The sequence below is a fragment of the Streptomyces sp. LX-29 genome (assembly GCF_029541745.1).
In the GTDB taxonomy this organism is placed as follows: domain Bacteria; phylum Actinomycetota; class Actinomycetes; order Streptomycetales; family Streptomycetaceae; genus Streptomyces.
In genome coordinates this window covers 4131027-4145314 of the sequence record NZ_CP089746.1, presented here as the reverse complement: position 1 = coordinate 4145314, position 14288 = coordinate 4131027, and the positions used below count along the sequence as shown (strand labels likewise).

The 14288-nt window shown below is 75.1% G+C and carries 8 protein-coding genes; 6 read left to right on the top strand and 2 right to left on the bottom strand.

All coding sequences use genetic code 11. From position 1 onward, the window contains the following. Positions 1-86: 86 nt before the first annotated feature. On the bottom strand, positions 87-3611 hold the full coding sequence (locus LRS74_RS17860; protein ID WP_277741932.1) for a BTAD domain-containing putative transcriptional regulator: 3525 nt from the start codon (positions 3609-3611) through the stop codon (positions 87-89). 303 nt (positions 3612-3914) lie between these two features. After that, positions 3915-6008 (bottom strand): asparagine synthase-related protein, encoded by a 2094-nt coding sequence (locus LRS74_RS17855; protein WP_277741931.1) that lies wholly within the window; start codon positions 6006-6008, stop codon positions 3915-3917. Positions 6009-6767: 759 nt separating this feature from the next. Between LRS74_RS17855 and LRS74_RS17850 the strand changes: the two genes are divergently transcribed. The 6 genes from LRS74_RS17850 (at position 6768) to LRS74_RS17825 (ending at position 14249) form a co-directional block, all read left to right on the top strand. Next, positions 6768-8198 carry an MFS transporter gene (locus LRS74_RS17850; protein WP_144383333.1) on the top strand — a complete coding sequence of 477 codons (1431 nt, stop codon included), beginning with the start codon at positions 6768-6770 and terminating at the stop codon, positions 8196-8198. 276 nt (positions 8199-8474) lie between these two features. Then, entirely contained in the window at positions 8475-9911 is a 1437-nt protein-coding gene (gene lhgO, locus LRS74_RS17845; protein WP_277741930.1) for an L-2-hydroxyglutarate oxidase, read from the top strand. Positions 9912-10301: 390 nt separating this feature from the next. Beyond that, positions 10302-11027, top strand: coding sequence for a tRNA (guanosine(46)-N7)-methyltransferase TrmB (gene trmB, locus LRS74_RS17840; protein ID WP_277744805.1), 726 nt, complete (start codon positions 10302-10304; stop codon positions 11025-11027). A 185-nt stretch (positions 11028-11212) separates the two neighbouring features. Further along, a complete protein-coding gene (locus LRS74_RS17835) occupies positions 11213-12772 on the top strand; it encodes a PrsW family glutamic-type intramembrane protease (protein WP_277741929.1) in 1560 nt (519 codons plus the stop codon). Positions 12773-12850: 78 nt separating this feature from the next. Next, the gene (locus LRS74_RS17830) at positions 12851-13402 is read left to right on the top strand and encodes a SigE family RNA polymerase sigma factor (protein ID WP_277741928.1); all 552 of its coding nucleotides are present in this window, start codon (positions 12851-12853) and stop codon (positions 13400-13402) included. After that, on the top strand, positions 13395-14249 hold the full coding sequence (locus LRS74_RS17825) for a hypothetical protein (RefSeq protein ID WP_277741927.1): 855 nt from the start codon (positions 13395-13397) through the stop codon (positions 14247-14249). The genes LRS74_RS17830 and LRS74_RS17825 overlap by 8 nt, the downstream gene beginning before the upstream one ends. The last annotated feature ends 39 nt before the right edge of the window (positions 14250-14288 follow it).

Below are 14288 nucleotides of genomic sequence, written 5' to 3'. Positions count from 1 at the left end.
CGAGCCGCGAGCCGCGAGCCGCCATCAACGATTCGCGTTCCGCGGTCGGCGATCCGGGTGGCCACCCGTGGACCGCCGCCGCGCCGTTACGGCCGCTCGCCGTCCTCCAGCCCACGGAGCAGGGCTATGCACTCCTCCACCGACAGTCGACTGCCGCCACCGCGCAGCTCCTCGAACGCCGCCTCTCCCAGCGCCGCGCGTCCGGCCCGCTCGACCATCGCGGCATCCTGCTGGAGCGCCCCGGAGCGGGGCAGCTCGCCTCGCCAGCCGTCGGCCGCGCCCAGCATCCGGGCCGCGAGCGCGTGCTCCCCCAGACTCGTCAGCACATAGCCGGCGGTCTCCGCCTGTGACGCGAGCACCACTTCCGTGCTGCTCGATTCGAGGCCGCTGCGAAGGGCGGAGCGGATCTTCGAGAGCGCCCCGCGCAGATCGCCCTCGCTCGCCGTGATGCGGGCGTCCAGGCTCTCGACCACGACCCAGAACTGCGGGGGCGGGCTGGCCTGGAACCCGACGTCCCGGGCCTGCTCGAGCAGCGTCCTGGCCGCCGCCACATTGTCGTTGAGCAGCTCGATCAGGGCTCGCAGCGCTCGGTTGAAGGCGCGCGCGTCCCGTACCCCATAGCGCTCCGCCTCCTCCTCAGAGCGGTCCAGCAGCTTCACCGCCCCTTCCAGATCCCCCTCGTGACAGGCGAGGTCGGCCAGTCGGGTGATCAGGAAGGGCGTCTCGGTGTAGGCGCCGAGCTCCCGCGCGAGGCGTAGGGCCTCCTCGTATGATTCGCGCGCCTCGGCGTACCGGCCGTACGCCGTCGCCATCTCGCCGTTCGCGCCCTCCACCTGGGCGAGTACCCAGCGGTCGCCGACCAGCCTGCTGAGCTCGCGGAGCTCCCTCCAGTCGTTCTTGGCCCGCGCGACGCCGCCGGGCAGGTCGATGGCTATGTGGGTGCGGAACATCAGCAGCACGCCGAGGGCCCAGTCGCCGCCGTGCGCCCGGCAGTTGGCCACGGCCGTGTCGAGCAGCGGGGCCACGCCCTTGAGGCCGTGGACGAGAAAGGCCGCGAAGGGCCACATCAGGCCGGGGAACCGGGCCGCGCGCGGGCCGGGGTTGCCTCCGTAGGCCTTGCGGATGCGCTCGGCTCCGGCCAGCGCCTTCTCGCTCCGCAGTTCGTGCTCGACGCGCTGTTCCGCGAGCAGGAAGTAGCGGAGGAGTTCGAGGTCGAGCCGGTCCCAGAAGTGCGCCGCGTCCTCGTCCGCTCCGGACTCGTCGGCTCCGCCCTCGTCCGCCCTCGCGGCGGCCAGCAGCTCGGCGGTGCGGGCGACCCATGAGGCGCCCTCGTCCCGGTAGTTGCGCAACCACCAGAACCAGCCCATGTCGAAGACGATCCCCAGCGCCGCGTCGACGTCCGACGCGAGGAGCGCACGGTGCAAGGCGGCGCGGATGTTGTCCAGGTCGCTCTCCACACGGCGCAGCCACGGCAGCTGCTCAGCCGAGCGAAGACGGGGCTCCGCGGTGTGGAGGAAGGCACGGACGTGGGCGATGTGGCGGCGGACGGCGGCGGTGTGGTCGCGCCGGGCGGCGGGGTGCTCGGCGGCGCGCTCGCTCACGTACTCGTGGATGGTCTCCAGCATCCCGTACCGGGTCTCGCCCGGCTCGCCGCCGGTGCCCTGGGGATAGCCGACCACCAGCAGCGACTTGTCGACCAGGGCGCCGAGCACATCGAGGATCTCCTCGCGCCGGACGCGCACGCCGGGCCCCTCCGGGTCGGGGTCTCGGCCAGGGTCCCGGACGAGGTCCGGGGCAGGGTCCTGAGCGCGGGTGAGCCGCTCGGGGCCGGTGCGGTCGGTCGCGGCGGGCTCACCCGTGGACCGCCCGGCGAGGGCGGCGGCGGGCTCGGCGGCCCCGAAGGCCGCGCCGGGGGCGTCCTCGTCGGCGCAGACGGCTTCGGCCGCCGGCAGGTCGCAGCCGCCCGCGAAGACCGACAGCCGGCGCAGCACGGTGCGCTCGCGCTCGTCCAGCAGCTCCCAGGACCAGTCCACGACCGCGCGCAGCGTCTGCTGGCGCGGCAGCACCGTACGACTGCCGCTGGTCAGCAGCCGGAACCGGTCGTCCAGTCGGTCCGCGATCTGTCGCGGGGTCAACAGCCGCAGCCGGGCAGCCGCCAACTCGATCGCCAGCGGCAGCCCGTCCAACCGCCGACAGATCTCGGCGACGGCGGCCTCGGTCTCGGGGTCGCTCGCGGGGTCGAATCCGGGGCGCACGGCGGCGGCGCGCTCGGCGAAGAGCTGGTGGGCCGGGACGGGACGCAGCGGCTCCACGGGGCGGACGGTCTCCCCGGGCACCCCGAGCGGCTCGCGGCTGGTGGCCAACACGGTGACGCCCGGGCAGTGCGCGAGCAGCGCCTCGGCGAGTCGGGCGGCGGCGTCGATGACGTGCTCGCAGTTGTCGAGGAGGAGCAGCAGACGGCGCTGGGCGCAGTGTTCGATGAGCCGCGCGGTCGGGTCGGCGCCCTCCAGGCCGCTCGTGCGGCCCTCGAGCCCCGAGGCGAGAAGGGTGGTGTCGCGGCGGCCGATCGCGCTCAGGACGGCGCCGGGCACGGCGCGTGGGTCGTCGAGCGGGGCGAGCTCGGCGGCCCAGACGCCGTCGGGGTAGTCGTCGGCCGCCAGGGTCGCGGCGGTCTCCTCCGAGAGCCGGGTCTTGCCGGAGCCGCCGGGGCCGGTGAGGGTGACCAGGCGGGCGCCGCCGAGCTCCGCCCGGAGGGCATGGACCTCATGCTGGCGGCCGATGAAGCTGGTCAGCCGGGAGCGCAGGTTTCCGAGGGTCGCCGAGCGCGGGGGCGTTGCGAGCACCGTGGGGGCGGGGGCGGCCGCGGCGGGCGGGGCGGCCGGGTCTGTGCCGTTCAGCAGCTGCTGATGCAGCGCCTGGAGCTCCGCCCCGGGGTCCGCGCCGAGGTGGTCGGCCAGGGACCGGCGCGCGTCCTCGTAGGCGGCGAGGGCGTCGGCCGACCGGCCGGCGGCGCGCAGCGCCCGGATCAGCTGGGCGTGGAACGGCTCGTCCAGCGGATGGCCGGCGACGAGCTCGCGCAGCTCGGGCACGACCTCCACGGCTCGTCCGAGCGCCAGGTCCGCCGCCACCCGCTGGTGCAGCGCGGTCAGCCGCAGGGCCTCGGGGCGGGCGGCGGCCGCCTCCCGGTCGGGGAGGTCGGCGAGGGCCGGCCCGCGCCACAGGGCGAGCGCCGCGCGAAGCGTGACGGCGGCGGTGTCCGCGTCTCCGGCGTCCAGGGCGCGACCGCCCTCGTCGACGAGGCGCTCGAAGCGGAAGAGGTCGATATCGTCGGCGGCCGCGTCGAGGCGGTAGCCGCCGGGGGCGGAGCGGACGGCCTCCTTGCCGATGGCCCGGCGCAGCCGGCCGACCAGCGCCTGGAGGGCCGCGGGGGCGTCGTGCGGGGGATCGTCGCCCCACACCTCGTCGATGAGCACGTCGACCGGGGTGGCGGCGGGACGCGGGGCGCGCAGCGCGAGCGCGGCCAGCAGTGCCCGCAGCCGTGCGCCGCCGAGCGGCACGGGCTGCCCATGACTGTCGCGCGCCTCTGTGGCGCCGAGGATGAGATACCGCACGGTGGTCATTGTCTCCGGTCACGGGAGGAAGCGCCGGGGCCTGTGGACAACCCCTGTGCGTTCCGCCACGACGGTGGTGGGTGGGGCAGGGCATGACACGGACGGCGCGAGGTGCGGAAGGGGGTTGCGGGTTCGGGGACTTGCGGGTTCGCGGCGGGGGTGGCGCACGGGCGCGGTCTCGCGGCCGTGCGCCACGGCGTACGCGCGCCGGACCGAGCCGGGCTCATCGGCTGTCGCTCTCACGCCGGGGCCGGCGGCCGGCGTACCCCCGCGACGCGGGGGCTGCCGCGGCCACTTCGGCGCTCACAGGCTGGGGCGGGGGACCACGCCGCCGGCGACCGCACGCTGTCTCGGCGCGGCTGTCCCGGTCCAGCAGGTGCCGCGTCGGGCCAGCAGCCGCCGCAGCCACAGCTCGGTGGAGACCAGTTCGGCCAGGCCGTCCAGCGGCAGTCGCTCGCCTTCGGCGGCCGCCCGCAGGGCCTTCCGCACGACACGCGCCTCGACCAGGCCGGCGTCGGCCAGCAGCGGGGCGCGGAAGAGGTCGACCAGTTCGCCGACGGAGGCGGTGAGTCCGGCCCGTACGGCCGCGTTGTGGGAGGCGTGGGAGGTGGCGCCCCACCCGGCGGGGAGTTCGCGGATGCCGGCACCGGCGAGGACGGCGCGCAAGACCGCGGCGCGCGCCCCCGGCTGCACACGGAGGGCCTCGGGGAGCGCACGGCAGGCGCGTACGACCTGGTTGTCGAGGAACGGCGCGTGGAGGCGCTGGCTGCGCACCTCCGCGGCCTGTTCCAGCACCCGGTGGTCGGCGGCGTGGCGGGCGAGCGCCGCGTCGGCCCGCCGCTCGCCGGGGCGGCGCAGCGTACCGGGACGGGCGGCCGCCGCCTCCAGACGAACCGATACTTCCGCCAAGGCCTCACCCGTCAGCCAGCGCGCGGCCGGACCGGGTCTGCACCAGGTGAGCGCGGCGAGCGAGGCGGCGACGGCGTCCGCGCTGCCTCCTGGACCGTGCTCGCCCGCGACGCGGCGCTCCAAGAGGCGGTGCGCGGCCGCCTGGACGCCTTCCCGGTAGGGCGTGCGGGCCAACCGGCGTGCCGCGCGGTAGACGGTGAACGGCACGACGAAGGAGTAGGCGGTGGTGCCGTCGGCGCGCGCCAAGGCGGTGGCGGGGCGCAGCAGATGGCGGCGGCGCCGGTCGAGCAGCAGGTCGGCCAGGCGTGCCGGGTGCGCGTCGATGACCTGGCGCGCGCCGTGCCCGACGAGGTGGTCAGCGCTGCCTGCCGCCAACCGGCGGCGGTGGCGCTCGGCGAGGATCAGCGAGGGCCCGGGCTCGTCGGTGAGCGGCCCGCCGCCGAGGGCGGCGTACGGCAGCGCCTCGGTGCCCGCGGCCACGACCACGTGGTGCAGCCGCGGGTTGGCGGCGATCGCGCGGGCGCGCTCCAGCTCGGCCTCGCGGGCTCGCCCGCCGCCCGCGTCCGGCACCAGGTCGTTGAAGGTGACGGCGAGCAGCCGCTCGCCGGCCTCGGTGCCGTGGCCCAGCATCCCCGGCAGCCCCGGCAGGCCGGCGGCCAGCAGCGCCAGCGTGCCGGAGGCGCTGCCGCCGGAGAGGTCGGCGCCCACGCCGGGGGCGGGCACGCCCCGCGCGGCACGCCGGTCCGCGGGGCCCATGCCGGGTACCGGGCCGGGATCCAGGCGGACGTCGACATGGGGGGCGTGGCGCGGGGCGGCCAGCCTCGCGCGGACCGCGTCGACGAGGGCGTCGCGCACGCCGTCCACCGCCTTGTCCGCGTCGAGTTGGGGCGCGGCCACGGCGAGCGAGGCGATGGGCTCGTAGCCGACGATGTCGCGGATGCCCTCCCGCAGAATCAGCGCGTGGCCCGGAGGCACCCGGCGCACGCCGGCGTAGGGCGTGCCGTCGCCGACGGCCTCCGGCGAGTCGGGGCAGGCCAGGAGGGCGGCGAGATGGCTGACGTCGAGCTGCGCCTCGATGAGGTCGGCCAGCGGAAGCGCGGCCGTGGCGTAGGCGGTGCCGTCCGCCCAGGGGGCGTGGAAGACCGGGCGGGCCCCGGCCAGGTCGCCGACCACGGTGACGCGGCGGCCGACCTGGGTGACGGCGGTGTAGCTGCCGGGCCAGGCGGTCAGATGGCGCAGCGCGCCGCCCCGCGCGGCGAACAGCCCGACGCGCAGTTCCTCGTCGCTCGCCGCGCAGCAGCCGAGGACGGCGAGCCGGGTGAACGGGTCGGCCTGGACGACGCGTACCTCGTCCGGGCGCCAGTCACCGACCGCCCACAGGGGGTCCGGGTCGGCCCACAGGAGCTGGGCGCCCACCGGCTGCACCGCGCCGCCCTCGGCCGCGGCGGCCCCCGAGGCGGTACTGCTCCACCCCACCAACCACCGCATCGCCGCCTCCACAGGCTGTGGACAACCAAGAAGTAGCAGCCATCATGCACAGCACGTCGACGATTTCGGCATCCATCCGGGCAACACTCGGTCAACAACGTCAACGACGCCCCAGCGGACCCGCGCTCCGACGCGTGCACCGCGCGGGGCCGTTCATGGCGCGCTTCCCGCTCCCGCCGTTCTCTCCGCCGGCGCACGACGGCGCTCCCGCTGGGGCCCATGCTGCCACGAGTGGCCCGCGCGAGAGCCCGCGTCCGCGGCCGCGCGCAAGGATGCGAATGTCATCAGAGGTGATGACTCGGTGGTGACACAAGGGACTTCCGCGCCGGGCCTCCCCCTCCCCGGCCCGCCGCGGAGCCCGGCCTCGATGAGCGTCATTCGGCCAATCTGCCGAGGCGCTCGCCATGGGCTTGCGGTGGCCCAACGCCACAGTCCGGGAGGCGCGTTCGCCTCCCGGACCGTTCCGCCGCCCGCGGGGAATGAGGCGGCGGCGTCCCCCAGCCCACTGGCTCCAGTGCAGCGGGCCGACCCACGCACCACCCATGGAAACGCTCCCGCGAGGGACCAGGCAGAGCGCACACACGGGCGCACAGCCACACACACCGGGAGCACACGCCCCGCGCCGCACGCCCGTTCGTACAAGAATCTCGCCATCCGGGACACCACCTCTTAACGGTCGGGATGCGGCGAACTACGCTGGGTTTACGAATGCCCCGTGCCTATGCCGGGGCGGCCGTCGGTGCTGTTCGAGGGGTGCGCATGTCCAGGGAGCCACGCGGGCCGAACGAGAAGCTCGGCACCGTTCTCGCCCTCGCGGGGATCAGCAATGCCGGGCTCGCGCGCAGAGTCAACGACCTCGGCGCCCAACGTGGCCTGACACTTCGCTATGACAAGACGTCGGTGGCCAGGTGGGTGTCGAAGGGCATGGTCCCGCAGGGCGCCGCGCCTCATCTCATCGCCGCCGCCATCGGCTCCAAGCTGGGTCGCCCGGTGCCGTTGCACGAGATCGGCCTGGCCGACGCCGACCCCGCGCCCGAGGTCGGCCTCGCCTTCCCACGCGACATAGGCCAGGCCGTGCGCAGCGCCACCGAGCTCTACCGGCTGGATCTGGCCGGACGCCGCGGCGGGGGCGGCATCTGGCAGAGCCTGGCCGGATCGTTCGCAGTAAGCGCGTACGCCACCCCTGCCTCACGATGGCTGATATCCCCCGCCGACAGCTCCGTCGCGCGGGAGCCCAAAGAGGCCGAGGTCCACAGCGCGGACGGCTTACCCCAGCGGGTGGGCCACAGCGACGTCACCAAGTTGCGGGAGGCGGCCGAGGACGCGCGCCGCTGGGACTCCAAGTACGGCGGCGGCGACTGGCGTTCGTCCATGGTCCCCGAGTGTCTGCGGGTCGACGCCGCGCCCCTGCTGCTCGGCTCCTACAGCGACGAGGTCGGCCGCGCCCTGTTCGGCGCCACCGCCGAACTGACCCGGCTGGCCGGCTGGATGGCCTTCGACACCGGGCAGCAGGAGGCCGCGCAGCGCTACTACATCCAGGCGCTGCGGCTGGCCCGCGCGGCGGCCGATGTGCCGCTGGGCGGCTATGTGCTGGCGTCGATGAGCCTGCAGGCCACCTACCGGGGCTTCGCGGACGAGGGCGTGGACCTCGCCCAAGCCGCCCTGGAGCGCAACCGCGGACTGGCCACCGCCCGGACGATGAGTTTCTTCCGCCTCGTGGAGGCCCGCGCCCAGGCCAAGGCCGGCGACGGACCGGCCTGTGGGGCCGCGCTCAAGGCAGCGGAGGGGTGGCTTGAGCGCGCCCGCGCGGGCGATCCGGACCCGTCGTGGTTGGACTTCTACAGCCAGGAGCGGTTCGCCGCCGACGCCGCCGAGTGCTACCGCGACCTGCGCCTCCCCCGTCAGGTGCGGCGCTTCACGGAGCAGGCGCTGGCCCGGCCCACCGAGGAGTTCGTCCGCTCGCACGGGCTGCGGCTGGTGGTGTCGGCCGTCGCCGAGCTGGAGTCCGGCAACCTGGACGCGGCGTGCGCACAGGGCACCCGCGCGGTCGAGGTCGCCGGCCGCATCTCCTCGGCGCGCACCACCGAGTACGTGCGCGATCTGCTGCACCGGCTCGAGCCCTACGGGGACGAGCCGCGGGTGATGGAGCTGCGGGAGCGGGCGCGGCCGCTGCTGGTCGCTCCGGCATGATCGGCCTCCGCGTGGACCGGGCGCGTCCGGCGCGGGGACCGAGCGCGTCCGGCACGTCGGCCGTGTGCGTCCGCCCGTCGCCTCAGGGTGGCCGACCGCCACCTCGGCCGGGCGCATCCGAGGTGATCAACGGCGGGCGGCGTGATCACCGATAGGCGTGATCTCCCGCTAGGGGCGTGATCTCGTCCTGTTCGGGCCCGTTGTCAGTGGGGCGGGTCATGATAGTGATCGTCGGGGAGCGGTTGAGCGGCGAGGCGCGGGGGGAGGTGTGGTGGTGTGACGGCGTTGGACTGCGATGTGCTGGTGATCGGGGGCGGGATCGTCGGCCTGTCGACCGCGTATGCGCTGACGCGGGCCGCCCCGGGCATCGACGTGGTGGTGCTGGAGAAGGAGGCGGGCCCCGCCCGCCACCAGACCGGCCGCAACAGCGGCGTCATCCACAGCGGCATCTACTACCGGCCGGACTCGCTGAAGGCGCGGTTCGCGGTGCGGGGTGCCGCGGAGATGGTGAGGTTCTGCGCCGAGCACGCCATCCCGCACGAGGTGACCGGCAAGCTCATCGTCGCGACGGACCGCGCCGAGCTGCCCCGACTCCACGCCCTCGTGCAGCGCGGCCGGGAGAACGGCATTCCGGTGCGCGAGCTGGGCCCCGCCCAGATCACCGAGTACGAACCCCATGTGCGCGGCCTCGCCGCCATCCATGTCGGCACCACCGGTGTCTGCGACTTCGCGGCCGTGGCCGCCCGGCTCGCCGAGCTGGCCCAGGAGGCGGGCGCCTCGGTGCGGTACGGGGCGGAGGTGCGCACCATCGGACGCCGCACGAGGACCGGCGGCGTCCGGGCGCGGAGCGGCGCGACACCGCCGGCGGGCGGCGCCACCGTCCGAAGCGGCGCCTCCGGAGGTGACTACGCGGCGGTGGACGACGGCCCGGCGGGGTCGGCCGTCCCGCGTGGGCAGGCCGCGGTCGACGAATCGGCCGTGGCCGTGCTCGACGGGCGGACAGGCGAGGGCCTTGCCACCCGCGCGGGATCGACGGGGCGGGGCGCCGCGGCGGTCGCCGTGCGCACGACCGACGGGACGGTGCTGCGCGCCCGGATGCTGGTCAACTGCGCGGGCCTGCACTGCGACCACATCGCCCGGCTGGCCGGGGACGACCCCCGCATGCGGATCGTGCCCTTCCGCGGCGAGTACTACGCGCTGTCGCCGTCCCGCGCCCACCTCGTGCGCGGCCTCGTCTACCCCGTTCCGGATCCCGCCTTCCCCTTCCTGGGCGTGCATCTGACCCGCGGCGTCGACGGCGGCGTCCACATCGGACCCAATGCCGTCCCCGCCCTGGCCAGGGAGGGGTACGCATGGCATACGGTGCGCCCGCGCGAGCTGGCCGAGACGCTCGCCTACCCGGGCTCGTGGCGGATAGCCCGCCGCCACTGGCGCTACGGGGCGGGCGAGCTCCAGCGCTCCCTGTCCAAGGCCGCCTTCACGACCGCGGTCCGCCGGCTGCTTCCCGAGGTGACGGCGGACGATCTGACGCCGGCCCCCGCGGGGGTGCGCGCCCAGGCGGTGCTGCGGGACGGGACGCTGGTGGACGACTTCCTCATCGCCGAGTCCCCCCGCATGGTCCATGTGCTGAACGCCCCCTCTCCCGCGGCCACCGCCTCGCTCCCCATCGGCCGAGAGGTGGCCCGGCGGGTCCTGGCGGCGCTGGCGGCCTGAGGGGCACCCGGGACGAGCCACGGCTGGGAACGGCCGCTCTCGGGGCGAGCGACGCCCGGGGCGAGCCGGGCCTGCGGCTGGCCGCATCCCGGAATCCGCCGCGCCCGGGGCGGGCCGCGCCTGCGGCGGGCGGTGCCTGCGGCGGGCCGACCGTACCGGCCTCGGCGCCCCGGCACCGCTCCCAGGCAGGGCATGCACGCCTGGGTCCTGCTCCCGGTCTGCCGCGGCCTCGGTCGGCCGACCGAGGGCCGTGCCGGCCGACCGTAGAATCGAAACACTGTGTCCGAGAATCACACCGCCGCCGATCAGACCACCGTCGATCAGACCTCCGCCGATCAGACCACCGTCGATCCCAGCGCGCCGCACGGAGCGCGCGACCGCAGCCAGCCGATGTTCCCCGGCGGCCCCGTCGCGGACCCCGCGGGCTCGCACCACGAGCGGCGCATCCGCTCCTTCCGCCCCCGGCGCAGCCGCGTCACCCCGGGGCAGGGCGACGCCCTGCGCCGTCTGTGGTCGCAGTGGGGCCTGGACATCGACGGGCTGCAACCGCTTGACCTCGGTCAACTGTTCGGCGACCCCCAGTTGCCCGTCGTCCTCGAGATCGGCTTCGGGATGGGCGAGGCCACCGCGCAGATGGCCGCCGCGGACCCGGAGACCGGCATCCTCGCGACCGACGTCCACACCCCCGGCCAGGGGAATCTGCTCGCGCTCGCGGAGCGGAACGGGCTGTCCAACATCCGGGTCGCCAACGGCGACGCGATCATCCTCCTCCGCGAGATGCTGCGGCCCGACTCGCTCTCCGGCATGCGGGTCTACTTCCCCGACCCGTGGCCCAAGAAGCGCCACCACAAGCGCCGCCTGATCCAGCCCGAGTTCCTCGCGCTCGCCGCCACCCGCCTCAAGCCGGGCGCCCTGCTGCACTGCGCGACCGACTGGGAGCCGTACGCCGAGCAGATGCTGGAGGTGCTCACCGCCAGCCCGGACTTCGAGAACACCCAGCCTGACGGCGGCTACACGCCACGCCCCGACTTCCGGCCGCTGACGAAGTTCGAGGGCCAGGGCCTGGACAAGGGCCATGTCGTCCACGATCTGATCTTCCGTCGTACGTCGGGCTGACGGGCCCGACCACAGACCCCCCGACCTCCACCGCTTCGGCCGGCCGACACACGGCCGGCCGACGTACGGTCGACCCGTCTCGGGGCCCGTCCGTCACCCGGTCGCCCGAGGCGGCATGAGGAGACCGGTGTCTGCCGGGGATAATCCACGAGTCCCCCACTCTCCCTCCTGGTTAGGGTCATCGAGTGCATCAACCCGCGTCCCCACAGCAGCCGCAGCAGCCCTGGCAGCCCGCCCCGCCGATCCCGGCGTACGCGCAGCAGCCGCACGGGGCCGTCGGACCAGGGGGCGCGAGCTGGAGCGGTCCACCGCGCCAGACGCGCTGGGCCGCGCTGTGGGGCAACAAGGCGCTCCGTGCGACCGGACTCGTCGTCCTCCTCGCCCTCTCCGGGCTGGTCATCCTGGCGCTCGTCCGGGAGCAGACCGGCACCAAGGGCTTCCTGGTGGGTCTGGGGCTGGCCACCCTGCCCGTGCCGCTGCTCCTCGCGGCCTTCCGCTGGGCGGACCGCGTGGAGCCGAAGCCCTGGCGGAACCTGGCCTTCGCCTTCGCCTGGGGCGCGTGCGCGGCGACGCTGGTCGCGCTCATAGCCAACGGCTTCGCGACCCAGTGGCTCACCACGACCATCGTCGAGACCTCCCCCGACGACGAGGCGGACGCCGACGCATGGGGCGCCACCTTCGTCGCGCCGGTCGTGGAGGAGAGCGCCAAGGCCGCCGCCGTACTGCTGCTCTTCCTCTTCCGGCGACGCGACTTCAACGGGATCGTGGACGGCGTCGTCGTCGCCGGCGTCACGGCGACCGGCTTCGCCTTCACCGAGAACATCCTCTACCTGGGCACCGCGTTCGTCAGCGACCAGGAGTTCGGCTACTCGGGGCTGCGCTCGACCACCGCCGCGACCTTCTTCATACGCGCGGTGATGTCGCCCTTCGCCCACCCCCTCTTCACCGCCATGACCGGAGTGGGCTTCGGGCTGGCGGCCGTGGCGACCCAGCGGCAGCGCGCCCGCCGGATCCTCATACCGATCGCCGCGCTGCTCGCCGCGATGGTCCTGCACGGCGTCTGGAACGGTTCCGCGACCTTCGGCGGCTACGGCTTCCTCGCCGTCTACGCCCTGTTCATGGTCCCCCTCTTCGGCCTGCTGACCTGGCTCACCATCTGGTCGCGCGGCAACGAACTGCGCGCCGTCGGCGCCCAGCTCACCACCTACCAGGCCGCCGGCTGGCTCACCCCGCCCGAGCCGCCCGCCCTGTCCTCCATGCGGGCCCGTGGCATCGCCCGCGACCTCGCCCGCCGCTCCCGGGGCCCGGCGGCGGCCCGCACGGTCGGCGAGTACATCGCCTACGCGACCTCCCTGGCCCTGCTCCGCCAGCGCGCGCACCGCGGCATCGCGGACCCCGACTTCTCCGCCCGCGAACGGGAGCTCCTCCAGCAGCTCTGGCAGCGCAGGGAGGTCGCCCAGCCCGCGCTGGCGCACGCGGCGCTGTCGGTGCGGCCGCCGCGGCCGCCGATGCCGCAGCCCATGCCGATGCCCCTCGCGCACGCCATGCCCCCGGCCACGCCGGGGTCCCACGCCCAGCACCACCCCCAGCCCCAGCACCACGCCCAGCCCATGCCGACGCCTCACGCCGAGACTCAGGCGTCGGCGCCCGCGCCGCACCGGCAGCCGCCGCAGTACGGCCCCTGGAGCACCCAGCCGTACGGCCCGTACGGCGCCCCCGGACGGCCTCCGCAAAGTCATCTGTAACCTTTCGCGGCCATCGGACGTGCTCATTACAGGAGGGACTTGCACGACCAGCGGGGCACGGGGGCCATCGGGGGGCACATGTCAGCACAATCCGACTTCGACCAGTTCTACGCGGCCACGGCCAAACGGCTCGTCGCGGCGGTCTATGCCGCCACCGGCGACCTGTCCGAGGCCGAGGACGCGGTGCAGGAGGCGTATGCCCGCGCCTGGCAGCGTTGGGACCGGCTCACCAGGGACGGCGACCCGACGCCGTGGGTGCGCACCGTCGCCCTGCGGCTGGCCGTCAGTTCCTGGCGCCGGGCCCGCAACCGGATGCGGGCTCACCTCCGGCACGGCCCACCGGCCGACGTGCCCGGCCTCGCCCCGGACCGGGTGGCGTTGGTCGACGCACTGCGCGGGCTGAAGCCCGACCAGCGCACCGTCGTCGTCCTGCACCACCTGCTCGACCTGCCCATCGAGCAGGTGGCCCGGGAGACGGGCGTCTCCGAGGGCGCCGTGCGGACCCGCCTCAGCCGTGCCCGCAAGGCGCTGGGCCGCCATCTGACCGACTCCGACCACCCCGCGCCCCACCCTCCGGCCCCCGCCCCCGCCTCAGCCCGCTCCCCGAAGGAGGTGCCCACCCATGGCTGACCTGGATGAGCGGCTTCGGGAGATAGCGCGCGCCACCGAGCCCTGCATACGCCTCGCGGGCCCGGAGGCCGTGCGTGCCCGGGGCCGTCGGCGCACGATCCGCACGCGTGCGGTGACCGCCGTCTCCGCGGTGCTCGCGGCCGTCGCGCTCGCGATCGGCTCGTGGCAGCTCCTCCCCGGCGACGATCCGACCCGCACCCTGCCGGCGGGCCCACCACCCTCCGGCCGTACCGAATCGCCGGCTCCGGACATCGCCGTCGAGGCGCTGCTCCGCCCCACGGCGCTGCCCTTCGAGGCGGCGGCCCGGTGGAAGACGGTCCGCACCACCGACCGGCTCGACTCACCGCTCCTGGACCTCGAAGCCGACTGCCGGCTGACCGGTCTGGACGGCGACGCGCACCCGCTCCCGGCGGCCCAGCGCGCCCGCGTCTTCCAGGGCCGCCAGGCCAAGGAGACCGCACGGCACACGATCAACGCCTACCGGACCGAGCGGGACGCCGTCCGGGTGTTCAGCTCGCTGCAGGAGGTGCTGCGGACCCGCTGCGGGCTCGTCAGGGTCGGCCGCCCGTTCTCCGCGGAAGCCCCGGGCTCGGTGCGGAAGCCCACGGTCCGGGTCTACGGCTCGGAGTCCGACGGCTCGGGCGGAGAGCACCAGGTCTCGCTGATGCGCTCCGGCACGGAGGTCGCCCTCGTGCAGGTCGACGGTCTGGGCGTGTTCGGCGCGTCCTACGTCGACATGGTCGCCACCCACTGCATGTCCCTGTCCCTCTGGCGGCTGCACCCCGACACGACGCCCCTGCCGCCGCCGTACAAGAGCAACCCGGAGGGGGTGGAGCAGCGTTGCTGACCGACCGTCGCTCCGACCACCCCCACCACGCCTTCACCA

Coding starts and splice junctions, on each gene's coding strand:
- LRS74_RS17830 (WP_277741928.1), top strand. CDS start 12,851: ATGTCAGCACAATCCGACTTCGACCAGTTCTACGCGGCCACGGCCAAA.
- LRS74_RS17855 (WP_277741931.1), bottom strand. CDS start 6,008: ATGCGGTGGTTGGTGGGGTGGAGCAGTACCGCCTCGGGGGCCGCCGCG.
- LRS74_RS17825 (WP_277741927.1), top strand. CDS start 13,395: ATGGCTGACCTGGATGAGCGGCTTCGGGAGATAGCGCGCGCCACCGAG.
- LRS74_RS17850 (WP_144383333.1), top strand. CDS start 6,768: ATGTCCAGGGAGCCACGCGGGCCGAACGAGAAGCTCGGCACCGTTCTC.
- trmB (WP_277744805.1), top strand. CDS start 10,302: ATGTTCCCCGGCGGCCCCGTCGCGGACCCCGCGGGCTCGCACCACGAG.